The 24730-nt window shown below is 65.9% G+C and carries 22 protein-coding genes; 6 read left to right on the top strand and 16 right to left on the bottom strand.

From position 1 onward, the window contains the following. Positions 1-2 precede the first annotated feature (2 nt). The 4 genes from NTD88_RS01770 to NTD88_RS01755 are packed head-to-tail and all read right to left on the bottom strand — an operon-like array spanning position 3 to position 2788. A complete protein-coding gene (locus NTD88_RS01770) occupies positions 3-929 on the bottom strand; it encodes an acetaldehyde dehydrogenase (acetylating) (RefSeq protein ID WP_262155853.1) in 927 nt (308 codons plus the stop codon). Positions 930-983: 54 nt separating this feature from the next. Continuing rightward, the gene (locus NTD88_RS01765; protein ID WP_095158446.1) at positions 984-1175 is read right to left on the bottom strand and encodes a 2-hydroxymuconate tautomerase; all 192 of its coding nucleotides are present in this window, start codon (positions 1173-1175) and stop codon (positions 984-986) included. Between the two features lie 21 nt (positions 1176-1196). Next, the gene (gene dmpH, locus NTD88_RS01760) at positions 1197-1985 is read right to left on the bottom strand and encodes a 2-oxo-3-hexenedioate decarboxylase (protein ID WP_095158445.1); all 789 of its coding nucleotides are present in this window, start codon (positions 1983-1985) and stop codon (positions 1197-1199) included. A 17-nt stretch (positions 1986-2002) separates the two neighbouring features. Beyond that, positions 2003-2788 (bottom strand): fumarylacetoacetate hydrolase family protein, encoded by a 786-nt coding sequence (locus tag NTD88_RS01755; protein WP_262155855.1) that lies wholly within the window; start codon positions 2786-2788, stop codon positions 2003-2005. 157 nt (positions 2789-2945) lie between these two features. Between NTD88_RS01755 and NTD88_RS01750 the strand changes: the two genes are divergently transcribed. Together NTD88_RS01750 and NTD88_RS01745 are read left to right on the top strand one after the other, a co-directional pair. Next, a complete protein-coding gene (locus NTD88_RS01750) occupies positions 2946-3839 on the top strand; it encodes a LysR family transcriptional regulator (protein WP_095158443.1) in 894 nt (297 codons plus the stop codon). After that, complete coding sequence (locus NTD88_RS01745; RefSeq protein WP_262155857.1) at positions 3836-4792, top strand: site-specific integrase; 957 nt, start codon at positions 3836-3838, stop codon at positions 4790-4792. The genes NTD88_RS01750 and NTD88_RS01745 overlap by 4 nt, the downstream gene beginning before the upstream one ends. A gap of 1 nt (position 4793) precedes the next feature. On the opposite strand, the gene NTD88_RS01740 is transcribed toward NTD88_RS01745, so the two are convergent. Both NTD88_RS01740 and NTD88_RS01735 read right to left on the bottom strand, forming a co-directional pair. After that, positions 4794-5933, bottom strand: a complete 1140-nt coding sequence (locus NTD88_RS01740; protein ID WP_262155858.1) for a glycerate kinase — start codon at positions 5931-5933, stop codon at positions 4794-4796. 169 nt (positions 5934-6102) lie between these two features. Beyond that, entirely contained in the window at positions 6103-7200 is a 1098-nt protein-coding gene (locus NTD88_RS01735; RefSeq protein ID WP_095158440.1) for a sugar diacid recognition domain-containing protein, read from the bottom strand. 161 nt (positions 7201-7361) lie between these two features. Here NTD88_RS01735 and NTD88_RS01730 point away from each other — a divergent pair, with 161 nt between their 5' ends. Both NTD88_RS01730 and NTD88_RS01725 read left to right on the top strand, forming a co-directional pair. Then, positions 7362-8690, top strand: coding sequence for an MFS transporter (locus tag NTD88_RS01730; protein WP_262155860.1), 1329 nt, complete (start codon positions 7362-7364; stop codon positions 8688-8690). Positions 8691-8812: 122 nt separating this feature from the next. After that, complete coding sequence (locus NTD88_RS01725; RefSeq protein ID WP_095158438.1) at positions 8813-9820, top strand: aldo/keto reductase; 1008 nt, start codon at positions 8813-8815, stop codon at positions 9818-9820. Here NTD88_RS01725 and nahK read toward each other — a convergent pair. The 3 genes from nahK to NTD88_RS01710 all read right to left on the bottom strand — a co-directional run bounded on the left by nahK (position 9798) and on the right by NTD88_RS01710 (position 14911). Further along, positions 9798-12443 carry a hybrid sensor histidine kinase/response regulator NahK/ErcS' gene (gene nahK, locus NTD88_RS01720; protein WP_262130343.1) on the bottom strand — a complete coding sequence of 882 codons (2646 nt, stop codon included), beginning with the start codon at positions 12441-12443 and terminating at the stop codon, positions 9798-9800. The genes NTD88_RS01725 and nahK overlap by 23 nt on opposite strands. Continuing rightward, positions 12373-13536 carry a nitric oxide-sensing protein NosP gene (gene nosP / locus NTD88_RS01715; protein ID WP_095158533.1) on the bottom strand — a complete coding sequence of 388 codons (1164 nt, stop codon included), beginning with the start codon at positions 13534-13536 and terminating at the stop codon, positions 12373-12375. Before nosP ends, nahK begins: the two co-directional genes overlap by 71 nt. 193 nt (positions 13537-13729) lie before the next feature. After that, complete coding sequence (locus NTD88_RS01710; protein WP_095158436.1) at positions 13730-14911, bottom strand: porin; 1182 nt, start codon at positions 14909-14911, stop codon at positions 13730-13732. 340 nt (positions 14912-15251) lie between these two features. On the opposite strand from NTD88_RS01710, the gene NTD88_RS01705 reads away from it, so the two are divergent. Further along, the gene (locus NTD88_RS01705) at positions 15252-16337 is read left to right on the top strand and encodes an enoyl-CoA hydratase/isomerase family protein (RefSeq protein WP_262130341.1); all 1086 of its coding nucleotides are present in this window, start codon (positions 15252-15254) and stop codon (positions 16335-16337) included. Between the two features lie 16 nt (positions 16338-16353). After that, the gene (locus NTD88_RS01700; RefSeq protein WP_095158434.1) at positions 16354-17505 is read left to right on the top strand and encodes an acyl-CoA dehydrogenase family protein; all 1152 of its coding nucleotides are present in this window, start codon (positions 16354-16356) and stop codon (positions 17503-17505) included. A gap of 141 nt (positions 17506-17646) precedes the next feature. Here NTD88_RS01700 and NTD88_RS01695 read toward each other — a convergent pair whose 3' ends face one another. Genes NTD88_RS01695 through NTD88_RS01665 form a run of 7 tightly spaced genes read right to left on the bottom strand, consistent with a single transcriptional unit; the run spans position 17647 to position 24715 of the window. Further along, positions 17647-18525, bottom strand: a complete 879-nt coding sequence (locus tag NTD88_RS01695) for an SDR family oxidoreductase (RefSeq protein WP_262155862.1) — start codon at positions 18523-18525, stop codon at positions 17647-17649. A gap of 15 nt (positions 18526-18540) precedes the next feature. Further along, positions 18541-19692: an acetyl-CoA C-acetyltransferase gene (locus NTD88_RS01690; RefSeq protein WP_262155863.1), complete on the bottom strand. Its 1152-nt coding sequence runs from the start codon at positions 19690-19692 to the stop codon at positions 18541-18543. 3 nt (positions 19693-19695) lie between these two features. Next, a complete protein-coding gene (locus tag NTD88_RS01685) occupies positions 19696-20754 on the bottom strand; it encodes an acyl-CoA dehydrogenase family protein (RefSeq protein WP_262155865.1) in 1059 nt (352 codons plus the stop codon). A 9-nt stretch (positions 20755-20763) separates the two neighbouring features. Continuing rightward, positions 20764-21927 carry an acyl-CoA dehydrogenase family protein gene (locus tag NTD88_RS01680; RefSeq protein ID WP_262155867.1) on the bottom strand — a complete coding sequence of 388 codons (1164 nt, stop codon included), beginning with the start codon at positions 21925-21927 and terminating at the stop codon, positions 20764-20766. Positions 21928-21936: 9 nt separating this feature from the next. After that, positions 21937-22689 carry an enoyl-CoA hydratase family protein gene (locus NTD88_RS01675; protein ID WP_095158429.1) on the bottom strand — a complete coding sequence of 251 codons (753 nt, stop codon included), beginning with the start codon at positions 22687-22689 and terminating at the stop codon, positions 21937-21939. Then, on the bottom strand, positions 22686-23801 hold the full coding sequence (locus tag NTD88_RS01670; protein WP_262155869.1) for an NAD(P)H-dependent flavin oxidoreductase: 1116 nt from the start codon (positions 23799-23801) through the stop codon (positions 22686-22688). The genes NTD88_RS01675 and NTD88_RS01670 overlap by 4 nt, the downstream gene beginning before the upstream one ends. Continuing rightward, entirely contained in the window at positions 23798-24715 is a 918-nt protein-coding gene (locus tag NTD88_RS01665) for an enoyl-CoA hydratase (RefSeq protein ID WP_262155872.1), read from the bottom strand. Before NTD88_RS01665 ends, NTD88_RS01670 begins: the two co-directional genes overlap by 4 nt. Between the last annotated feature and the right edge of the window lie 15 nt (positions 24716-24730).

The raw sequence follows: 24730 nt of genomic DNA, 5'->3' as shown, positions 1-24730 counted from the left end.
CGTCACATATTCGCGGCAATCCGCTCGGCGCACGCCAGCGCCGCCGAGGTCATGATGTCGAGGTTACCGGCATACGCCGGCAGGTAATGCGCGGCGCCTTCCACTTCGAGGAACACCGACACTTTCAAGCCCTTCCGCCAACCCAGACCCGGAACATTCACCGGCGCCTCCAGGTCCTCGAACTGCACCGCCTGCTTGAGCCGGTAACCCGGCACATAGCCCTGCACCCGCTCGACCATGGCCTGGACACTGGCGCTGATCGCGTCGCGGTCCGCCGGCTCGCACAGCACGAACACGCTGTCGCGCATGATCGGCGGCGGCTCGGCCGGGTTGAGGATGATGATCGCCTTGCCGCGCTCGGCCCCGCCCAGTTGCTCGATGGCGCGGCTGGTGGTTTCGGTGAACTCGTCGATATTGGCCCGGGTGCCGGGACCCGCAGAGCGGCTGGAAATCGAGGCGACGATCTCGGCGTAATGCACCCGCGTGACCTGGGACACCGCCTTGACGATGGGGATGGTCGCCTGCCCGCCGCAGGTCACCATGTTCAGGTTGCCGGCGTCGAGCTGGTCGTCCAGGTTGATCGCCGGGATCACGTAAGGGCCGAGCGCCGCCGGCGTCAGGTCGATGACCCGCACGCCGTGGGCCTGCAGCACCTGATTGTGGCGGGCATGGGCCTGGGCCGAGGTGGCGTCGAAGACGATGCCGATGTCCTTGAAACCCGGTAGCGCGAGCAGACCGTCGAGGCCGCCGTCGGTGGTCGCCACGCCCAGGCGCCGGGCCCGGGCCAGGCCGTCGGAGGCCGGGTCGATGCCGACCATCGCGGCCATCTCGACGTGATGCCCGTGGCGCAGCACCTTGATCATCAGGTCGGTGCCGATGTTGCCCGAACCGATGATCGCCACTTTGCTGCGTGTCGTGGTTGCGTTCATGGGATTCCCTGTGGTTGTCATTGTTCAGGAACCGCGAGGCTGGATTTCAAAGCCCTAGCGTCCGCGTTGCTTGGCGGTCTGCCCGGCGATGCCGAAGTGGCTGGCGGGGATCTCGTTGATGATGACCCGCACCGACTCCAGCGGCGCATCCAGCGCCTCGACCGCCGCCGCCGACAGCGCTTCGATCAGGCGCGCCTTCTGTTCCTCGCTGCGTCCGGCAATAAGGTGGACCTGCATGATGGGCATGGTGAATGCTCTCCCGTGAATTCAAACGAACCGCATGGACACGCTACCCAGATGCTGGAAGCGCACGTTGATGTTGTCGCCGGCTTCCACCGCTACCGCTTCGGTGACGCCGCCCGTGAGGATCAGGGTGCCGGCGGGAATTTCCCGACCGCGCTCGCCGAGCATGTTCGCCAGCATCGCCACGCTCTGCGCCGGATGGCCAAGCACCGCGGCGGCCGAGGCGGTGGCGACGATGCGCCCGTTGCGCTCCATGACCACGCCGAGGTTGCGCAGGTCCAGGCCCTGCACCGGCAGCGGCTGGCCGCCCAGCACATAACGCGCCGAGGAGGTGTTGTCGGCGATCACGCTCTTGAGGTCGAAGCGGAAGTTTTCATAGCGCGAATCGATCACTTCCACTGCCGGCAAGACGAATTCGGTGGCCGCGAGGACCGTGCCGATATGGCAGCCCGGGCCGGACAGCGGCCGGTTGGTGACAAAGGCGATTTCCGCCTCGACCTTCGGGTGGATCAGTTCGCGGGTCTCGATCGTGCCGCCCTCGGGCACCGAGCCGTAGTCGGTGATAAAGCCGTGGATCGGATCGATCACGCCCATCTGGCGCATCTTGGCGTGGGAAGTCAGGCCCATTTTCAGGCCGGCGATACGCACGCCGCGTTGTTCCTTGATCGCGCGGATGGCGTCCTGGATGGCGTAGGCGTCCTGCCAGTCCATGTCCGGGTAATCGTCGGTGATCTTGTGCACCGCGCTGACCGAACGCTCGGCGTTTTCCAGGTGGCGCGCCAGGTGTTCGATGGTCTGGGTATTCAGTGACATGTCGGGTTCCCCGTCGCTCAGATGAATCGCACGCTGGCCGAGCCGATGCCGCCCAGGCTCATGCGCAGGTTGTCGCCGGCCTTGACCGGCACCATGGCCGACAGTGCGCCGGAGAGGATCACTTCGCCGGCCTTCAGGCCCATGTCGAAGCGCCCCAGGGTGTTGGCCAGCCAGGCCACGGCGTTGGCCGGATGGCCCAGGGCCGCGGCGCCGGCGCCGGTGTGGGCGATTTCGCCGTTGAGTTCCAGGGTCATGCCGGTCAGGCACAGGTCGATGGCATGGGGCGACACCGCCGCGTCACCGAGCACGAACAGCCCGGACGAGGCGTTGTCGGCGATGGTGTCCTGGATGGCGATCTTCCAGTCGCGAATCCGCGAGTCGACGATCTCGAAGCACGGCATCACGCATTCGGTGGCGCGCAGTACATCGGCGACGGTCACGCCCGGGCCGGACAGGTCGTGCTTGAGCAGGAAGGCGATCTCGCCTTCGGCCTTCGGTGCGATCAGGCTGGCGGCCTCGATGGCGGCGCCGTCTTCGCGCAGCATTGCCGAGGTGAGGTGGCCGAAGTCCGGCTGATCGACCTTCAACTGGGCCATCACCGCCGCGCTGGTGACGCCGATCTTCTTGCCGATGACGGTCTCGCCGTCTTCTTCCTGGCGCCGCGCCAACACCCGCAGTTGCAGGACGTAGGCCTGCTCGAGGGTAATCTGCGGGAAGCGCGCGGTGAGCGGCTCGATCGCCTGGTTGTGCTTGAGTGCGCGGTACAGCTCGTCACTCACGGATTCAAATTGATTTGACTGCATGGGTACCTGCCATGGATGCCGTTTTGGGCCTGCCGCGGTCAGCGGCGGTGAAGCCAAGGTACGGTGGAGCAACAATGCAGTCCAATACTGTATAGTCACCGAACGATGCGTTTCATGCATTGTTGAATGTCGCATAAATCAGCCAGGGACATTGCGGATGGAAATCAGGCAGTTGCGTTACTTCGTCGCCGTTGCCGAGGCGCTCAATTTCAACCGTGCGGCCGAGCGCCTGCACCTTTCCCAGTCGGCCCTGAGCCGACAAATCCAGCAACTGGAAGAAAACGTCTCGGCAGTGTTGCTGGAGCGCAACTCCAAACGCGTGGCGCTGACCGAGGCCGGCGAATCCTTCTATCACCATGCCCAGCGCATCCTCGGCGAGCTGCAGTTCGCCGCCGAAGAATCGCGGCTGCTCTCCTCCGGCCAGCGCGGCAGCCTGGCCATCGGCATTTTCGGTTCGTCGATCCTCGACCTGATTCCCCAGGTGCTCAAGCGCTTCACCGCGGCCTACCCGAGCGTGCACATCTCGCTGCACCCGATGGACAAGGACGCGCAGATCCAGGCCCTGCGCGAACGGCGCCTGACCATCGGCTTCAATCGCCTGGTGCCGGTCGAGCCGGATATCGAACAGGAAGAAGTGCGCCAGGAGCCGCTGATGCTGGCCCTCGGCGAAGGCCATCCGTTGGCGGGCGAAGACTGCATCGACCTGGAGCAGATCCTCGACCAGCCGATGATTCTCTACCCGCGCGGCGTGCGCAGCAGCCTGGCGTTGCAGATCCGCGAGATGTTCGGCGAATACGGCGCGCAGCCGCACATCGCCCATGAAGTCACCGACGTCACCACCGCCATCGCCCTGGTCGGCGGCGGGATGGGCCTGAGCGTCGTGCCGCGGGCGGCGACCAACCTGCGCTTGCCGGGGGTGGTCTATCGCGAGCTGGCCTGTCGGCGGCCGTCGCTGATCGAGTTGATCTGCCTGTACCGCAAAGGCGACCAGTCGCCGGTGTTGCAGGCATTTCTGACTATCCTTCGTGAATTCCGCGAGACCGCCCCATGAACACGATCGACCAGTACCTGCAAGCCGCCGTTCGCGACAACACCCGTCGCAGCTACCGCTCGGCCATCGAACACTTCGAGGTGACCTGGGGCGGCTTTCTGCCCGCCACCGCCGACAGCATCGCTCGCTACCTGGCGGATTTCGCCGGCGAACACTCCATCAACACCCTGCGCCAGCGCCTTGCCGCGCTGGGGCAGTGGCATGTCAGCCAGGGCTTTCCCGACCCGACCAAGGCGCCGCTGGTGCGGCAGATGCTCAAGGGCATCCGCGCCCTGCACCCGGTGCAGGAACGCCAGGCCGCGCCGCTGACCCTGGACCATCTGCAACGCACCATCAGCCACCTGCAACAGTGCGCCGAACAGGCCCAGCGCGATCAGGCGTTGCCAGCGCTGCTGCGCGCCCGCCGGGATGCGGCGCTGCTCTTGATCGGGTTTTGGCGCGGCTTTCGTGGCGATGAGTTGGCGCGCTTGCGCGTCGAACACATCCAGGCCCAGGCCGGCGGCGGCATGTTGCTGTACCTGGCGCAGAGCAAGGGCGATCGCCAGGGACGCGGCGTCACCCACCGCATGCCGGCGTTGAAAAGCCTGTGTCCGGTGCAGGCGTACCTGGAATGGATTCGCGTGGCGGGGATCGCCCGCGGGCCGGTGTTCCGCAAGCTCGACCGCTGGGGCAACCTCGGTGAAGAAGCACTGAACAGCGGCAGCCTGATCGCGCTGTTGCGGCGGATCTTCGAAGGCGCCGGGCTGCCCGCCGAGACCTACAGCGCCCACTCGTTGCGGCGCGGCTTCGCCACCTGGGCCAGCAGCAACGGCTGGGACACCAAGGCGCTGATGAGCCACGTCGGCTGGCGCGACATGAAATCGGCGCTGCGTTATGTCGACGCCAGCGCCTCGTTCGGTGAGCTTGAGCTGTCAGCGCCGGTGGTGCCGGCGCTGAACCAGTTGCCGGACTGAATCAACCGCGCCGAGCGCTGCTCCACAAGCGGATGATGTCGCCCGCCCGGGCCGCCAGCAGCGGCGCGGCGTTGGCGCAGGCCTGTTGCAGGGTCATCGGACCGTTGGTGACGGCAAAAGCGGCGTCGATGCCGTGGCCATACAGTTCCTGATAGCCCTCGCCGAGCGTGCCGGCGATCACCACCACCGGTACGCCGTGACGACGGGCGATACGGGCCACGCCGAACGGCGTCTTGCCGCGCAGGGTCTGCGCATCGAAACGGCCCTCACCGGTAATCACCAGATCGGCGCCCTGCACCGCGTCTTCCAGTCCCGCCAACTCGGCGACCACCTCGATGCCCGGCCGGAACTGCGCGTCGAGAAATGCCTTGGCGGCGAAGCCCATGCCACCGGCGGCGCCACAGCCGGGGAAGTCCCGCACATCGCGGCCCAGCAATTGCGCGCAGTGATCGGCGAAATGGCCGAGGGCGTGATCCAGCAGCTCGACCTGCTCGGGGTTGGCGCCCTTTTGCGGACCGAAGATCGCCGAGGCGCCGTTGCTGCCACACAGCGGGTTGTCGACGTCCGCCGCCACTTCCAGGCGCACAACGGCCAGACGCGAATCAAGACCGCTGGCATCCAGGCGAGCGACCTGCGACAACGCCAGACCACCCTCCTCCAGCTCGCTGCCTTGGGCATCGAAGGTTCGCAGGCCGAGGGCGCGGAGCATGCCGCTGCCAGCGTCGTTGGTGGCGCTACCGCCGATGGCCAGGATGATCCGCTCGGCGCCGGCATCCAGCGCCGCACCGATCAACTGGCCGGTGCCGAAGGTGCTGGTGCGGCAGGCGTCGCGTTGTTCCAGGGTCAGCAATTGCAAGCCGCTGGCCTGGGCCATCTCGATGATCGCGGTGCGGCTGTCGGCCAGCCAGCCCCAGTGCGCGCTGACCTCAAAGCCCAGCGGGCCGCGAACATTCAGCGCGCGCTGCTCACCGTGGCAGGCGGCAACGATGGCGTCCATGGTGCCTTCGCCGCCGTCGGCCATCGGGCAGCAAATCAGTTGTGAGTCCGGCAGTACCGCGGCGATGCCCTCGGCAATGGCGGCGGCGACCCCTTCGGCGCTGAGGCTGTCCTTGAACGAGTCAGGGGCGATGACGATTTTCATGAGGAACTCCTTTTGCAGATGCCTGCATGCTGCCAGTTGCCGCAGTGGCGGGCCTCGGTCGAGTGCACAAGATCGGCGGTGGTTGTTTGGTCAGTTGGACAACAGCCGCTGCCTGAGGTGTAGGAGCGAGCTTGCTCGCGATACGCAACACCCTGACAAGCCCCCCTGCTTACTCCGCCGCCAACAACTGCAACCCCAGATACAAACTCAACATCCCTTCGAGCCGCAACGGGTCCACCCCGCTCAACTCGCCGATCCGCTCCAGCCGGTAACGCAGGCTGTTGCGGTGAATGCCCAGCGCCTCGGCGCAGGCCTGGCTCTGGCCGTCATGGGCACACCAGGCGCGCAGGGTCGCGAGCAACTGGCCGCTGACGTCCTTGACGCGGATGCGCTGCAAGGGTTCCAGCAGTTCATCCAGAGCGTCATCCTGGCGATGGCGCCAGAGCAATGCCGGCAAGCGGAAACGGGCCAACGTCAGCAGGCGCTCATCAGGCACGACGTCTTGCCCGTAGGCCAGCAGGTCGCGCACGCGGCGGTAGCCTCGGCGCAGTTTGTCCACGCCATCGGCGACGCCGCCCACTGCCAGGCGCTGTACCTGCCAGCCCTGGCCCTGGAGTTTTTCCAGCAGCCGCGCTTCATCCAGCACCAGCGTCGCCGGGCGGCACCAGAGCAGCGATTGCCGCGCCGGGCTGACGCACCAACTGTCCGGGTAACGCTGCATCAGCCACACCGACAGCGCTTCCGCGCCCGGACCTTCGTCCAGTTCGAACAGGCAGGGAATCCGCGGCAGTTGCGGTTTCAGGCCCAGTTGCCGGGCTTCGTCCACCAGTCGCGGCGCGTCGCCGCTGCCGCCCAGCAACAAGGCCAGCAGGTCGTCGCAGCGCTGCCGGCGCCATTGCTGTTCGACTTGCAGGTGACGCTGGGCCAGGAGCATTTCCGCGGTCATCCGCACCAGTTCGGCGTAGGTGCGCAGTTGCTGCGGCTCGCCGGTGATGCCGAGCACGCCGATCAGCCGGCCATCGAGCATCAGCGGCAGGTTGACCCCCGGCTGAACGCCCTTGAGGCATTTGGCGGCTACGCTGTCGATTTCGACGATGCGTTCGTTGGCCAGCACCAGTTGCGCGCCTTCGTGACGGGTGTTGATGCGCTGGCGCTCGCCACTGCCGAGGATCAGGCCCTGGCTGTCCATGACATTGACGTTGTGGGGCAGAATCGCCATCGCCCGGTCGACGATGTCCTGCGCCAGGTCATGGTCCAGTTCGAACATGCGCGGTTCCTTGAAGGTCTACAGGTTGGTCGGCAGCACAGCAGTGCGCCGTAAATGCTGTGCAAAAGCACAAAGACAGGGCTCCTGCGCTGGTCGAGACTTCGTTGAAGCGCCCGCCTCGCCGCGGGATGCCGCACAACCATAACAACAGAGAGAGAATCATGTCATCCAGCCCTGCCTCTGACCACGGCCACGACATCAACCGCGACGCGCTGTACCGGCGCATCACCCTGCGGCTGATCCCCTTCATCTTCATCTGCTACCTGTTCAACTACCTCGACCGGGTCAACGTTGGCTTCGCCAAGTTACAGATGCTCGATGCCCTGAATTTCAGCGAAACCATCTACGGCCTCGGCGCCGGGATCTTCTTCATCGGTTATGTGCTCTGCGGCCTGCCCAGCAACCTGGCGCTGAACCGTTTTGGCCCGCGGCGCTGGATCGCGTTGATGATGATCACCTGGGGCACGCTGTCGACCTGTCTGCTGTTCGTCACCACGCCGACCCAGTTCTATGTGCTGCGCCTGTTCACCGGCGCCGCTGAAGCCGGGTTTTTCCCGGGTATCGTGCTGTACCTCTCGCAGTGGTTCCCGGCCCAGCGCCGCGGCCGCATCATGGCCCTGTTCATGTCGGCGATCCCGGTGTCGGGGCTGCTTGGCGGGCCGTTCTCGGGCTGGATCCTCAACCATTTCGCCGCGGGCCAGGGCGGCCTCGCCGGCTGGCAGTGGATGTTCCTGATCCAGGGCCTGCCGACCGTGGCGCTGGGCTGCATGGCGGTGTTCCTGCTCAGTGACGGCTTCACCAAGGCCGGCTGGCTCAGCCCGGCCGAGCGCCAGGCGGTGGCCGCCGACCTGCAGCAGGACGCGGCGAACAAGCCGGGCACGGTCAGCGATGGCCTGATGTCGGTGCTGACCAACCCGCTGATCTGGACCTTCGGTTTCGTCTACTTCTGCATCCAGAGCGGTGTCTACGCGATCAACTTCTGGCTGCCGTCGATCATCAAGAGCCTCGGTTTCAGCGATGCCCTGCTGATCGGCTGGCTGAGCGCGATTCCCTACCTGCTGGCCGGCGTGTTCATGTTGCTGGTGGGCCGTTCGGCGGACCTACGCAACGAGCGCCGCTGGCACCTCGTGGTGCCGATGCTGATGGGCGCCATCGGCCTGCTGATCGCGGTGAACTTCGCCCATAACCCGGTCATCGCCATCCTCGGCCTGAGCATCGCCACCATGGGCGCCCTCACCGGCCTGCCGATGTTCTGGCCGATGCCCACCGCCCTGCTCAGCGCCGGCACCGCGGTCGCGGGCCTGGCGATCATCAACTCGGTCGGGCAGATGGCCGGCTTCCTCAGCCCGTACCTGGTGGGCTGGATCAAGGACCAGACGGGCTCGACCGATGCGGCGCTGTATTCGCTGGCGGGGTTGATCGTGTTTGGCAGCCTGGTGGCGTTGCGGGTTTCGCGGAATCGGCAAGGGGCGGCGGTTACTGCCCGGTAGGGTTTGATCCAGGAGAGCCTCATCGCCGGCAAGACCGGCTCCCACGGGTAGGGAGCTGGCTTGCCAGCGATGCTTTTCCCCCTGTACAACACCCCTTCCATACCGCGAAGGGGCTTTCGACCATGATCTACCGTCCTCTCGGCCGCAGTGGCCTGCAAGTCTCCGCCCTGACCCTGGGCAGCATGATGTTCGGCGAGCAGACCCGTACCGAGGATTCTCTGCGCATCATCGACAAGGCCTGGGACCAGGGCGTCAATTTCATCGACACGGCGGACGTCTATAACGCCGGTCGCTCGGAAGAAATCGTCGGCGAAGGCATCGCCCGCCACCGCCACGACTGGGTCCTCGCCACCAAGGTCGGCTATGGCCCGGCAGACGGCGTGCCGAACCGCAGCGGGCTGTCGCGCAAGCATATCTTCAACGCCATCGAAGCCAGCCTGACCCGTCTGGGCACCGACTACCTGGACATCTATTACCTGCACCGCGAAGACCACGCCACGCCGCTGGACATCACCGTCTCGGCCATCGGCGATCTACTGCGCCAGGGCAAGATCCGTCATTGGGGCGTGTCCAACTTCCGTGGCTGGCGCATCGCTGAAATCTGCAACCTGGCCGAGCGTCTCGGCGTACCGAAGCCGGTGGTCAGCCAGCCGCTGTACAACATCGTCAATCGCCAGGTCGAGACCGAGCAACTGGCCGCGGCGGCGTTTCATGGTCTCGGCGTGGTGCCGTTCAGTCCGTTGGCCCGCGGCGTGCTCAGCGGCAAGTACGCGCCCAATGCCGAACCCGAGGCCGGCAGCCGCGCGGCGCGGCAGGACAAGCGCATCCTCGAAGTGGAATGGCGGGCTGAATCCCTGGCCATCGCCCAGAAAATCCAGGCCTACACCCAGGCCAAAGGCGTTGGCATCGTCGAGTTCGCCATCGCCTGGGTGCTGAACAACCAGTCGGTCAGTTCAGCGATCGTCGGCCCGCGCACCGAAGCCCAGTGGGACACCTACGGCGGCGCGCTGGAGGTGAAGATCAGCGCCGAGGACGAAGCCTTCATCGATTCGCTGGTCACTCCGGGCCACCCGTCGACCCACGGTTTCAACGACGTCGCCCACTTCGTCAGTGGACGCCTGCCACGCTGAGCTCGCTGCCCAGCAGGTGACTGATCGCGGCCTTGAGCTTCATCGGCCGCACCGGTTTGTGCATCAGGGTATGGCCCAGTTCACGCACCTGCTGCTTGAGTTCGTTGCTGTAGTTGGCGGTGATCATCAGTGCCGGCAAGGGCGAAACCCGCCGCGCATTGATCGCCGCCACCGCTTCCAGGCCGTTGCGGTCGTGGTCCAGGTGGTAATCCACGATCAGCAGCCCGGCTTCGGCTTCGTCCGCCGGTAATTGCCCGGCCAGGTCTTCCTCGTTCAACGCCGTACTGACCCGGCAGCCCCATTGCTCCAGCAAGGTGCGCATGCCGGCACAGATGGCCGCGTCGTTATCCAGCACCCAAATCCGCGCGCCTTCCAGACGCTCCAGCAGCGGCATTACTTCCGGCACCGGCTCCCGGGCCCGTGGCACCTGGCGGCTGAGCGGTACTTCGATGGAAAACACCGAGCCCTTGCCGGGCGTCGAGCGCACCTGGATACGGTGGCCGAGAATCCCGGCGATCTTCTCGACGATGGCCAGACCCAGGCCGAGGCCGCGGTCCTGGTCCGGGCGCTGCGAGTCGCCGCGCTTGAACTCCTGGAAAATCTCTTCGCGCTTGTCCAGCGGAATGCCGATGCCGGTGTCCCAGACTTCGATCCACAAACGCCGTCCCCGCCGCCGGCAGCCCAGCAGCAGGCGGCCTTGCGGGGTGTAGCGAATGGCGTTGCTGAGCAGGTTGCGCAGGATCCGCGCCAGTAGCTGGATATCGCTGCGCACCCGCAGGCCGGTCGGCACATAGTGCAGGCGCAGGCCCTCGCTGGCGGCGGTGGCGGCGTATTCGGCAGCGAGGTTGTCGAGCAGGTCGCTGACGGCAAAGGTGGCGACATCGGCCTTGATCACCCCGGCATCCAGCTTGGAGATGTCCACCAGGGTGCCCAGCAGCGATTCCACATCATCCAGCGCGTTGCTGACGTTGCGCACCAGCGCCGGGCTGTTGCTCTGCTCCTGCAGGGCGCTGGTGAACAGGCGCGCGGCATTGAGCGGTTGCAGCAGGTCGTGGCTGACCGCGGCGAGGAATTTGGTTTTCGACAGGTTGGCCTGGTCGGCCTCCTGCTTGGCATCGCGCAGCCGCGCCTCGGCGCGCCGGCGCTCCTCGATTTCCTTCAGCAATTGCTGGTTGAGCTGAGTCAGTTCGGTGGTGCGCTCGCGTACCCGCACCTCCAGGTGCTGGTATGCCTGGTGCAGCGCCTCGGCGGTGCGGCGGCGCTCGGTGATATCGCGGATCAGCACGAAAATCCCGACCACCTCGCCATTGGGCAGGCTGTTGGGCACATAGGAGCGCAGCATGTAGCGCTCCTGGCCGTGGGCGTTGGTCTCGGCGAACTCGAAGGTCACGCTCTCGCCAGCCAGGGCCTGGCCGATGTAGGTTTCCAGGCGCTGGTAATGCTCGGCGCTGTGCACGTCGCGCAGGCGCTGGCCGAGCATCGCCGCGTGCGGCCAGCAGTACCACTGCTCGTAGACCTTGTTGGTGAATTCGTAGACCAGATCGGCGTTGAGGTAGGCGATCAGCGCCGGCACCTGGTCGGTAATCAGGCGGATCCAGCGCTCGCTTTCGCTCAGGGCCTCGGCGTGCTGGTAGCGCTCGGTGATGTCGGTGAAGGTGTTGACGAAGCCGCCGGTGGGCAGCGGATGGGTGCGGATTTCCAGCATGCGTCCGTCGTACAGGCGCTGCTCCAGTTCCCGCGTTGGCCGGCCGTTGCAGTCACGGGTGGCCGGGGTCAGCAAGGCCAGCTCGCTGTCGCCGATCACGTCGGCGAACTGCCGGTGCGCGGCGATCGGCGCCAGCCCGCTGAGTTCCAGGAAGCGCCGGTTCCACAGCTCCAGCACGCCGTCGGCATTGACCATCGCCACGCCCTGGGACAGGTTGTCCACCGCGCGCTGCAACAGGTGGGATTTCTGCGCAACAGCCTGCTCGCGGCGCTGGGTTTCGCTGTGCTTGACCTCAGTGATGTCGGTCAGCAGCACCACGCGCCCGCCGCCCTGGGTCGGGCGTTCGCTGACCTGCAGCCAGCGCCCGTCCTTGAGCCGGTACAGCAGGTTTTCGTCGTTGATATTGCGCGACTCTTCGGTGAACAGCCCGGTGCGCAGCATCAGCCGGCGCACCTCCGACAGGTGCATGCCGCTGATGATGCGGATCCGGCTGTTGGCCCAAAGCGCCTTGAAGCGCTGGTTGAACAGGACGATGCGCAAGTCGGTGTCGAACAGCACGAAGGCATCGGAAATGCTCTCGATGGCGTCCACCAGGTACTGGTGCGCGGTCTCGGCGCGCATCCGCGCATCGCTGAGCAGGTGGTTGCTGGCCTTGAGTTCGGCCATGGCCTGGTTGAGCGCGTCAGTGCGTTCGCGCACTTGCTCGGCCAGGGTCACCGAGTGCTGGAACGCCGCGTAGGAGTCGTCCGGGCGCGCCGCCCCCGACTCCAGGCGCTCGATCAACGCCGCGTTGATGCGGCTGAGCTTGTGGTTTTCGTGACGCAGTTGCTCGATCAGCAACCGCGCTTCAGTCAAATCGCCGGGCACGGGACCGTCCGATGGCAACGCCGGTGAAGGTCTGGTTGATGTGCATGCCATTGAACTGTTCTCCGTAGGAGTTGAAACCCACCACCGCGTGCTTGCGCAGGATCGCCTCGACGTGGTCGGTCTGCGGCGTGCCGTCCAGTTCCAGGCGGCGCAGGAAGCAGTCGCAGCCGATGGTCAGCAACAGGTCGCCGAGCCGCTCGCAGAGGCCGTCGAACAAGGTATTCAGGTTCGGCACCAGCGGCCCGGGGCTCATGGCGGTGAGGACGATGCCGTTCTCCACGGCGCAGTAGAAGCTCAGGCTGAAATCGTCGTGCACCCGCTGGATGGCGCGCACGTAATAGCGCTCGTTGATCCGCACCGCCAGCGGGTGGGCGGCGAACGTGCGCAGGTCGAGCTGGTCCACCGGCACGCCGATCAGTTGCGCGTATTCCAGGGCGGCGGGCTCGGCGTTCAGTTCGTAGACCCGGCGCAGGGTGCGATCGGCGCGGGTCACCACCAGTTTTTCGGCGCGCGGCTGGATGTGGTGGGTGGTGAACACTTCGAAATCCAGCCAGGTGTTGACCAGCAGCACCACCGCCGCGCTGTTGTGGAAGACGCCGTCGTAGTAGACGTGGGTGCGATTGAGGTAATTGTCGTCGCCAGCCGAGCCGCCAAAGTGCGGGATGTCGCCCAGGGCGGCGTTGAGCGCGGCGAGGAGCATTTCTTCGCGACTGGACAGGCCGTCGAGCAAGGTCAGGGCGAAGCTGTGGCCTTTGATCGGCGCCAGGGTGTTGCCACGGCACTCGTTGACCAGTCGTTCGACGCAGCGCTGGGCGTCGATCAGGCTGAAGTCGTGCATCGGCGCGATCAGTTCAGCGGCGATGGAAAACTGCCGATGGTCGAAGCCCAGTGCGGTGATGCAGCCGCGACCATAGCCTTCCGGGGTGATTTCACCGGCGCTGGTGCAGCCGGCCAGGCGGATCCCGCCAAAACTTTCCTGCAGCGCCTGGGCCAGGGCCGGCAGGTCGTATTCGGCGGAACAGAAGAACAGGACGAAGCCCAGGTGCGGGTGCATCAATTGCCGGGCGAGGTCCTGGGCAGCCTCCTCGGCGTCAATGGCACGGGATACAGCACTGAGGACGCCTTCGGCGTTGGACTGCGACATAAGCAGCCTCCAGCGTATTGGGAATGGATGCCGGCAGTGTACGAAGCGAGGGGATGGGGCCGAATGCTACTTGGGTAGGGGGTGGTGGTGGCATTGGTTGTAGAGCGGCGGCCAGGAAAAACACCGCGCAACAGAACTCCAGCCGGCAGGATGCGCCTTGCCGAGCTGAAGCCCTGTCCCGCGGTGGTGGGGTTTACCAGGTCAGAACAGCACCGACGGCGAAGGTGTCGGTGTCTTCGTTTTGCGTGTTGCCTTCATGGCCGTTGATTTCGAACTGGTTGTACTCGGCCACCAGCTTGAGGTTGTCGTTGATGGTGTGGAACAGCGCGATACCGCGGGTTTCGTAGTCGGCGCCGGTGTTCACCGCGCCGTTGCCGTCGTCCTTGGTCTTGCCGTAGGACAGTGCCAGGCGGTTTTTGCCCAGGGTGTACGAGCCCTGCAGCAGGTAGCCCTTGCTGTCCACTTCGCGCAGCGTGGCTTCGCCGGCGTTGTTGGTGAAGAACGGGTTGATGCCTTTGGCGGTGAAGCCAGAGCCGGTCAGCGAGAAGTCACCCATCTTGGCCTGCACGCCGTAACCCACGCCTTTGGAGGTCACGCTGTCGACGTTGTGGTCGGTGTTGTCCGAGGTCTGGTAGCTGCCGTTGAGCCAGCTATAGATCTTCGCGCCACCCAGATCGAACTGGTAGGTGATCTCGCTCTCGGTGCGTGGGTTCTTCTGGTAAGCCTTGCCGACCGCGCTGTCGTCGTTGGTATCGACCGGGTCCATGATGCCCACGGCGACCCGCAACCCTTCCATCACAGGTGTGCGGTAGGTGATCTGCGACGTCGGGAACGGGTACGGGTAGCCGCTGCCGATATTGCCGAAGGACACGCCGCCGCCGTCCACCAGGCCGAGGGTGTCACTGACCTGGCCATAACCGGCCAGCAGTTCGTCGAGCAGGATGTTGGAGCGGGCGAACAGGCCGAAGTCCTTACCGATCAGCACTTCACCCCACTCGGGGTTGGCCACGGTGCCGTAGAACTGACGAACGTCGATGGCGGTGTCGGTGCCGTTCTGTTCGCTGTCGTTGATGGTTACCCAGAACGAGGCGCGACCGCCCAGCTTCAGGTCGCCCATCTGCTTGGTCATGTTGAAACCCAGGTAGTTGGGCAGGAAGCCCATCTTCACCCGCGACTGGCGACGGTCGTACTGCTCGCCATCACGGTCGACATCGCTGTTGACGTAGAAGGCGTTGACGTAGCCGTCGGTGGAGAAGGTCGTCTCATCCTTGTCGTACAGCATGATTTCGGCTTGAGCCAGCGGGACCAGGCCAAAGGTGGCGAGGCCAGCCAAAAAGGGCAGGAAACGGGCATTGGCATTCTTATTGTTGTGCATGACGCTCTCCGCGAACGTTGGGGACGGTTGTCGGGAGGGATTATCGAAAGCCGACAGCCGGTGCCCTACGCTGCATTGGACGCAAGCGGGCGCTGCTTTGGCCGGGGCCGGGAACGCGCCGGCCGAGGGAACTAATCCCCTGTGCTAGCGGGTCACAAGGCTAAAGTGTCGACACCGCTGACGAAGGTCGCGGTTGCACATGCAAAAATGCAGATTGCTATTGCAGTTTTGCGGATTGAACTCGGCAAATTTGCACTGTTACGATCCGGACGATCCTTGACCGCTCGTCCACACCGTGACAAATCACGTGGAAAATCAATAACAAAGCAGGGAGACAGCGATGACCGCGCAAGCTCAAGCACCGGCCACTTCAGACACCGACAACGCCCAGGTACTGGCCGACGTCCGCAACCATATCGGCCACCTGACCCTCAACCGCCCCGCCGGCCTCAACGCCCTGACCCTGCAGATGGTTCGCAGCCTGCGCCTGCAACTGGAAGCCTGGGCCATCGACCCGCAGATCCACGCCGTGGTGCTGCGCGGCGCGGGGCCCAAGGGTTTCTGCGCCGGTGGCGATATCCGCTCGCTGTACGACAGCTATAAAAGCGGCGCCACGCTGCACCGCGACTTCTTCATCGAGGAATACGACCTCGACCTGTTCATCCACCACTACCGCAAGCCGATCGTGGCGTTGATGGACGGCTTCACCCTCGGCGGCGGCATGGGCCTGGCCCAGGGCGCCGAACTGCGCGTGGTCACCGAACGCAGCCGCCTGGCGATGCCGGAAGTCGGTATCGGCTACTTCCCGGATGTCGGCGGCAGCTATTTCCTGTCGCGCATTCCCGGCGAACTCGGCACCTATCTGGGCGTCACCGGCGTGCAGGTCCAGGCCGCCGATGCCCTGTATTGCGGCCTGGCCGACTGGTACGTCGACAGTGACCAACTGGGCGCCCTCGACCAGGGTTTCGATGGCATCAAGTGGAGCGAATACCCGCTCAAGGACCTGCAAGGCGTGCTCGCCAGCCTTGGCACCCAGACCCTGGTCGATCCGCCGCTGGCCGACCTGCGCCCGGCCATCGACCACTTCTTCGCCCTGCCCGATGTCGCCAGCATGATCGAACAACTGCGTAGCGTGACCGTCGGCGACAGCCATGAGTGGGCGCTGAAGACCGCCGACCTGATGGAGACCCGCTCGCCGCTGGGCATGGCGGTGACCCTGGAGCTGCTTCGTCGGGGCCGGCGCTTGAGCCTTGAAGAGTGCTTCAGAATGGAGCTGCACCTGGACCAGCAATGGTTCGATCACGGCGACCTGATCGAAGGCGTGCGCGCCCTGCTCATCGACAAGGACAAACAACCGCGCTGGAACCCCGCCACTGTCGCCGGTCTGAAGCCTCAGCGGGTAGACCAATTCTTCGAAGGCCTGTGAGGGCTGGAGTACGCACATGCAAGACCTGGAACTGACTGAAGAACAGATCATGATCCGCGACATGGCGCGGGACTTCGCCCGTGGCGAGATCGCGCCCCATGCCCAGGCCTGGGAAAAGGCCGGCTGGATCGACGATGGCGTGGTCGCCAAAATGGGCGAGCTGGGCCTGCTCGGCATGGTGGTGCCGGAAGACTGGGGCGGCAGCTACACCGACTACGTCGCCTACGCCCTGGCGGTGGAAGAAATCGCCGCCGGCGACGGCGCCACCGGCGCACTGATGAGCATCCACAACTCGGTGGGCTGCGGCCCGCTGCTCGCCTACGGCAGCGATGAACAGCAACAGGCCTGGCTGCCACGCCTGGCCAGCGGTGAAGTGATCGGCTGCTTCTGCCTGACCGAACCGCAGGCCGGTTCCGAAGCCCACAACCTGCGCACCCGCGCCGAACTGCAGGATGGCCACTGGGTCATCAATGGCGCCAAGCAGTTCGTCAGCAATGCCCGCCGGGCCAAGCTGGCCATCGTCTTCGCGGTGACCGACCCGGACCTGGGCAAGAAAGGCATCTCGGCCTTCCTCGTGCCGACCGACAATGCCGGTTTCGTGGTCGATCGCAGCGAACACAAGATGGGCATCCGCGCCTCCGATACTTGCGCGGTGACCCTGAACAACTGCCGTATTCCCGAGGCCAACATCCTCGGCCAGCGTGGCAAGGGCCTGGCGATTGCCCTGTCCAACCTCGAGGGTGGCCGCATCGGCATTGCCGCCCAGGCACTGGGCATCGCCCGCGCCGCGTTCGAAGCGGCGCTGGTGTATTCCCGCGAGCGCATCCAGTTCGGCAAACCGATCAACGAACACCAGAGCATCGCCAACCTGCTGGCCGACATGCAGGTGCAGATCAACGCCACCCGCCTGCTGATCCTCCACGCCGCCCGCCTGCGCAGCGCCGGCAAACCCTGCCTGAGCGAAGCCTCCCAGGCCAAGCTGTTCGCCTCGGAAATGGCCGAACGGGTCTGCTCCATGGCGATCCAGGTGCATGGTGGTTACGGCTATCTGGAGGATTACCCGGTGGAGCGTTACTACCGGGATGCGCGGATTACCCAGATCTATGAAGGCTCGAGCGAGATTCAACGGATGTTGATTGCGCGGGAGTTGAAAAACTATCCGCTGTGACCGCGACCTCCCCCCTCCCGGTAGGAGCGAGCTTGCTCGCGATTCGCCATCAGCGGCGGTGTTGCTGATGGCCTCATCGCTGGCAAGCCAGCTCTCACGGGGCAGATCCCTGTGGGAGCCGGCTTGCCGGCGATAGCGTTCTCAGCTCCCCCACACCTTCTGCGCCTTGGGCGCCTCGGCGAGAATGGTATTCACCGCGGACCCGACCTCGTCCACTCGCCACAACGCGCCCTTGTCCCGGGTCACGCCGGTCCTCCAGCCATCCCCCAGCGAAATCCGCCCGCCCTGGCTTTCGAACACCTGGCCGCTGACATGCGCCGACTGTTCGCTGCCCAGCCACACCACCAGCGGTGCGACGTTTTCCGGGGCCCAGGCGTCGAAGCTGCCGTCATCGGGCTTGCGCACCACGTCCGGCATGGCGCTTTCGGTCATTGCGGTGCGTGCCGCCGGGGCCAGGGCGTTGGCGGTGACGCCGTAACGCGCCAGTTCCGCCGCCTGCACCAGGGTCAACGCGGCAATCCCGCCCTTGGCCGCCGAGTAGTTGGACTGGCCGATGGAACCCTGCAAACCCGCACCGGAGCTGGTGTTGATGATGCGCGCGGCCACCGGCGTGCCGGCCTTGGCCTGGTCGCGCCAGCGCCGACCAAGAATGTTCGCCAGGCAGTAATGCCCTTTCAAATGCACGCGCATCACCAGGTCCCAGTCTTCTTCCGACAGGCTGATAAACATGCGATCCCGCAACACGCCGGCGTTGTTGACCAGCACGTGCACTTCGCCAAACGCCGCCAGCGCCGCGTCGACGATGCGCTGGGCGCTGTCGAGGCTGGTGATGTCGTCGCTGTTGGCGATGGCGCGGCCGCCATTGCCGACGATTTCGCCCGCCACATCCTGCGCCGCCTCGGCGCGGATATCGTTGATCACCACATTGGCGCCCTCGGCCGCGAAGGCCAGGGCGTAGGCGCGGCCGAGGCCGCCGCCGGCACCGGTGATGATCACCGTCCGGCCGTTACAGATAGCCATGTCTGACTCCTTGATTCAAAGACGTTCGATGATCGTGACGTTGGCCTGGCCACCGCCCTCGCACATGGTTTGCAGGCCGTAGCGACCGCCGCTGCATTCCAGTTCGTTGAGCAGCGTGGTCATCAGCCGCGCACCGGTGGCGCCCAGGGGGTGACCGAGGGCAATGGCGCCGCCGTTGACGTTGGTCCGCGCCGGGTCGTAATCCAGTTCCTTGGCCCAGGCCATGACCACCGAGGCGAACGCCTCGTTGATCTCCACCCGGTCGATGTCGCTCATGCGCAGCCCGGTCTTTGCCAGGGCGCGGCGGGTCGCCGCGATCGGCGCGGTGAGGTGCCAGATCGGGTCGTCGCCCAGCACCGTCAGGTGATGGATGCGCGCACGCGGGGTCAGGTCGTAGCGTTTTAGCGCCGCCTCCGACACCACCAGCAGCGCCGCCGAGGCGTCGCAGGTCTGGCTCGATACCGCGGCGGTGATCGACGGGAAACGCGGGTCCACCGGTTGCAACTCGGCCATTTTCGCCAGGCTGGTCTGTCGTGGTGTTTCGTCTTCGCTCAGCCCTTCACAGGCGACGATCTCGCGGGCGAAGCGTCCGCTGTCCCGGGCCGCCAGGGCGCGCCGATGACTTTCCAGGGCGAAGGCCTCCATCTGCTCGCGGCTGATTCCCCAGTGATCGGCGATCCGCTGCGCGGCGTAGAACTGGTCCACCGGCTGCGTGCCGAAACGGGCGCGCCAGCCGTGGCTGCCGGAGAACGGATCGGCGAAGCCCAGCGGCTGGCCGGCCAGCATCGCCGAGGAAATCGGGATGCGGGTCATGGTCTGCACGCCGCCGACGGCGACCACGTCCTGGGTGCCGCTCATCACCGCCTGGGCGGCGAAATGCACGGCCTGCTGCGACGATCCGCACTGGCGATCCACCGTGGTGCCCGGCACCGACAGCGGCAGGCCGGCGGCCAGCCAACTGGTGCGGGCGATGTCGCCGGCCTGGGCGCCGATGGTGTCGACGCAACCGAAGATCACGTCGTCGTAGTCTTCCGCCGGGATCGCATTGCGTTGCACCAGCGCCTTAAGCACATGGGCGCCGAGGTCGATGGCGTGCACCTCGGACAGCGCGCCCTTGCGCTTGCCGGTGGGGCTGCGCAGGGCATCGACGATATAGGCTTCTGGCATCGCTCAGTCCTCGAAGGTGTGGCCCGGACCCAGCCGGGCGGCGTCAGCGAACAGGTATTCGCCGACGCGGGATTTATGGAAACCGCGATCGCCCCACGACGCATCGAGGGCCCAGGCGCGCTTCATGAACATCTGCAAGTCGACTTCCCAGGTGTACCCCATGGCGCCATGCACCTGGATGCCTTTGCGCGCCGCCAGCCAACTGGCTTCGCAGCAGGCCAGGCGCGCCTGCGACACCCACAGCGAGGCCGAGGCATCGCCGCGCGCCAGGCCGTGGGCGGCGCGGTAGAGCACCGGCTTGGCCTGTTCGATCTGCCGCGCAACGTCGGCCAGGTGGTGCTTGACCGCCTGGAAGCTGCCGATCGGCTTGCCGAACTGCTTGCGCTGGGCGACGTAGTCCACCGACAGGTCGAGCATGCGCTGGGCCAGGCCGAGCAGTTGCCCGGCCACCGACAACGCGCCGCGATCGAGCAGTTGCGCCTGCACTGCCCTGCCCTTCGCGCCACCGACCAGCAAGGTCACCGGCGTCGGGTTCCAGGTGACTCGGCCGAGCCGGCGCGAGGCATCGATGCTCGGGTTGGCCTCGACGTCCACCGCCGCCCGCTGCAGCAGGTGGATTTCATCGCCATGGGGCAGGATCAGCACCTCGGCCAATTGCGCGTCGCTGACCAACGGGTTGATCGAATGCCCGATCGCCAGGCGCAGGCTGCCTTCGCCGATACGCGGCAGCAGGCTGGCGCGGGCCGGATGACCCGGGTCGAGCGCGGCCAGCAGGCCAACGGCGACGTAGGCGGTATCGGCCAGGGAATCGGGAATGGCGTAGTAGCCCAGCTCCTGGGTCATCAGTGCCCAGGCCACGTCGTCCATGCCCAGGCCGCCGTCCTCTTCGGGGATCGACAGGGCGGTGAGGCCCTGGGCGGCAATCTTGTTGCGCAGGTCGGGCGAACGCCCGGCGTCGGTTTCCCAGATCTCGCGGAGCATTTCCGGAGCGGCTTCGGTCATCAGGAAACGGCTGATGGCCTCGCGGAAGGCGAGCTGGTCATCGTTGAAAGTGAAGTCCATGGCCGCTCCTTACTTCGGCAGGCCGAGCATGCGCTCGGCGATAATGTTGCGCTGAATCTCGTTGGTGCCGGCGTAGACCGGCCCGGCCTGGGCAAACAAGAAGCCCTCCAGCCAGTGCGCCGCGTCGCCGGCGGCCGGTGCGCCGGCAATCAGTTCGGCACGGGCGCCGAGCAGGCGCATGGCGGTCTCGTGCATCTTCAGATCGAGTTCCGACCAGATGATCTTGTTGATGCTCGACTCGGCGCCGATCTGCTCGCCGCGGCCCAGCCGGCCCACGGTGTGGTAGGCCGACAGCGCGTAGGCTTCGGCGCCCATCCAGCATTCCAGCACCGCGTCGCGCAGCCCCGGATCACGCTCGGCGGCGGCGGGCTCGGCCTTGAACAGTTCGACCAGCTTGCGCGCGGTGTACTGGAAGCGGGCGGGCGAACGCAGCAGCAGGCCGCGCTCGAAACCGGCGGTGGCCATCGCCACGTGCCAGCCCTGCCCTTCGGCGCCGATCAGGTTGCCCACCGGCACCCGCACATCGTCGAAGAACACTTCGGCGAAGGCGTCCTTGCCGTTCAGCGCCTTGATCGGGCGAATGCTCACGCCCTCGGCATTCAGCGGCACCATCAGGAACGACAGGCCATGGTGGCGGCTGGAGCCCGGCTCGCTGCGGAACAGGCCGAACAGCCAGTCGGCGAAGGTGGCGCGGGTGGACCAGGTCTTCTGGCCGTTGATCACGTAGTGATCGCCGTCGCGCACCGCCTTGCTGGTGATCGCCGCCATGTCCGAGCCGGCGTTGGGCTCGGACCAGCCCTGGGCCCACATGTCGACGCTGGCGGCCATGCGCGGCAGGAAGTGTTTTTTCTGCGCCTCGGTGCCGAATTCCATCAGGGTCGGGCCCAGCAGCAACTGGCCGTTCTGGTTGACCCGCATCGGCGCGCCGGCGCCGTAATACTCTTCCTCGAAGATCAGCCACTCGATCAGGTCGCAGCCGCGCCCGCCGAGTTCGGCCGGCCACATCACCATCGACCAGCGGCTGTCGAACAGCTTCGCTTCCCAGGCCCGGTGTTGTTCGAAGCCTTCGCGGGTGTCGTAGCTGGCCAGCGGTTCGCGTGGCAGGTTATTCGCCAGCCAGGCACGCACTTCGGCGCGGAAGGCTTGTTGTTTGGGGGTATAGGTCAGTTCCATGGCGCCTCCTCAGAACTTCGCTTCGCGTTTTTCGACGAAGGCGCGACGGGTTTCCGCCGAGTCCGGGCTGGTGTACGCCTGCAGGGTGAAACCCTGCTCCCAGCGGTACTTGTCTTCCAGGTTGCCGTCCTCGATGCCGTTAAGGGCCTCCTTGGCGATGCGGATCATGCCCGGGCTTTTCGCGGCGATGCGCGCGGCGATTTCCAGGGCGGTTTCGCGCAGTTGCTCCTTGCTGACCAAGCGCTCGATAAAGCCGTATTGCATGGCTTCGCGGGCGCCGATGGTGTCGCCGGTGAAGAACAGGTAGCGAACCTTCTGCAGCGGGAACAAGCGTTGCAGGTGGGCGCCGCCGCCCATGGCACCGCGGTCCACTTCCGGCAAGGCGAAGGTCGCGCATTCGGCGGCGACGACGATATCCGCCGCGCCGGTGATGCCGATGCCGCCACCGAGGACAAAGCCGTGCACCGCGACGATCACCGGCACCGGGCAACGGTGCACGGCCTTGAAGGTGGCGTAGTTGCCGGCGTTGACCTCGACGATGCGCTCGGGATGGGCGTCCAGTTCCTTGATATCGACGCCGGCGCAGAAGCCGCGGCCTTCGGCACGGATGACGATGACCCGCACCTCGGGGTTGGCCCCAAGGCTGTCGATTTCACGGGCCAGGGCGTTCCATTCCTGGCTGTCGAGGGCGTTGACCGGGGGTTTGGCGATCACGAGTTCCGCGATCCCCTGTTGAAGCTGAGTGCTGAATGCCTGGGTCACAGGGGTTCTCCAATACTGATGGGCTGATTCGCTGGGCGTTGGCTGCCTTGTCGGGCGAACAGGCTGTCGAAGCACTGTTCGGCCTCGCGGGCGATGCCTTCGATCACCTCTTGGCAACTGAGCAGTTCACCGATGGCAGCGGCCACCTGGCCGCTGGGCAGGATGCCGTCGTCGGGCTGGCCGTCGACCATCGAGCGCTGCAACAGCACCGGTTGGTTGGCGGCCATGACCACTTGCGACAGCGCCGACGGGTCTTCCCGCAGCGCACGCAGGAACACCCCGGCCATATGGCCGAGGCTCATGCCGGTGTGCTGTTTCCACTGCCAGGCACTGCCGAGGGCAATACGCAGGCGGCCAAACGGCCCGGCCTGTTCGAGGTGATTGATGAAGCGGTTTTCGATCATGCGGTGGCGCATGCCGTCCACCGCCGTGGTGACCCGCACCCGTTGCGGGTCATTGACCTTCAGGTAGCGTTCCAGCGTCGCTTTCGGCGTGGGTGATTCGCGGGTCATCAGAAAGCGCGTGCCCATGGCGATGCCCGCCGCGCCGGCCGCCAGCGCCGAGGCCAGGCCACGCCCGGTGGCGAAACCGCCGGCGGCGATCACCGGCACATTTACCGCGTCCAGCACCTGGGGCAACAGGATCGAGCTGGGCACGCCGCCGGTGTGACCGCCGCCCTCGCCGCCCTGGATGGTGATCATGTCGGCGCCCAACTCCACCGCCTTGATCGCATGCTTGAGCGCGCCGACGGTGGGAATGCACAGCACCTGGGCGGCCTTGAAGCGAGCGATGGTCTGTTTGTCCGGGCCGCGGCCGTAGCTGACCGCCCGCAGGCGATAGGCGATGGCGAGGTCGACGCACTGCGCGGCGTTGTCCTGGAACATATGGAAATTCAGGCCGAAGTTGCTGCCGCCGGTGGCGTCGATCACCTTGCGGATTTCACCCTCCAACTCATGGGCGGGAATGGTCGCCCCGGCGAGAAAGCCGAAGCCGCCCGCGCGGGTGGTGGCGATCACCAGATTGGCGTCGGCGACCCAGCCCATGGCCGTCTGCACGATGGGATAACGGCAGCCCAGCGCTTCGGTCAACGGAGTCTGCAGCCAGCCGCTCATGCGCCATCGCTCCCGGCGGCGACCGCCTGTTTGTTGGCCTGGGCCATGCCCTTGGCGTCGAAGCCGCCGAGCTTGTCGCCCGACAGCAATTCGTTATGGGCGTGGGCGAAGTGGTGCCAGGCGAACGCCGCGTCCATGGCCGTGCGCTTGCCTTGCAGGTCTTCGACGTGGTTGATCGCCTGTTTGGTCAGGGCCAGACCCATGCGCGGCTGGCGGGCGATGGTCGCGGCCATGGCGTAAGTGGTGTTTTCGAGGTCGTCGCGGGGCACCACGCGGTTGAGCATGCCCATCTGGTAGGCGCGCTCGGCGCTCATGCGGTCGCCGCAAAAAAGGAATTCCTTGGCGATGCGCGGGTTCAGTTCATAGGGGTGGGCGAAGTACTCGACCCCCGGAATGCCCATGCGCACCACCGGGTCCTGGAAGAAGGCGTCGTCGCTGGCGACGATCAGGTCGCAGACCCACGCCAGCATCAGCCCGCCCGCGACGCAGGCGCCCTGGACCATGGCGATGGTCGGCTTGGGCAACTCGCGCCAGCGCCGGCACATACCCAGGTAAACCTCCTGTTCGCGGGCGTACAACTGCTCGCCGCCAGGCTTGTTGGTGTGGTCCCACCACAGGTGGGCGCGTTCGAACGGCTTGTCGATGTCGCGCCCCGGCGTACCGATATCGTGGCCGGCGGAAAAGTGCCGGCCAGCGCCGCGCAGCACGATCACCTTGACCCCGTCGTCGTCCACCGCCCGGCGCAGGGCGGCGTCGAGGGCGTAGGTCATCTGCGAGTTCTGCGCGTTGTTGAAGTTGGGCCGGTTCAGGGTGACGCTGGCGATGCCGTCGGCCACCCCGTACAGCACCGGCTCGTCGGTCTCGTAGGCCGACCGGTCCTGGCGCACGACGAATTCGCTGTCGTTGCTGTGCATGTTCGCGCTCCTGTC

Origin of the sequence: Pseudomonas sp. 20P_3.2_Bac5, from assembly GCF_025466035.1 — a bacterium.
Taxonomy (GTDB): domain Bacteria; phylum Pseudomonadota; class Gammaproteobacteria; order Pseudomonadales; family Pseudomonadaceae; genus Aquipseudomonas.
The sequence above is the reverse complement of the archived record's forward strand: the minus strand, read 5'-3'. Positions and strand labels throughout refer to the sequence as shown.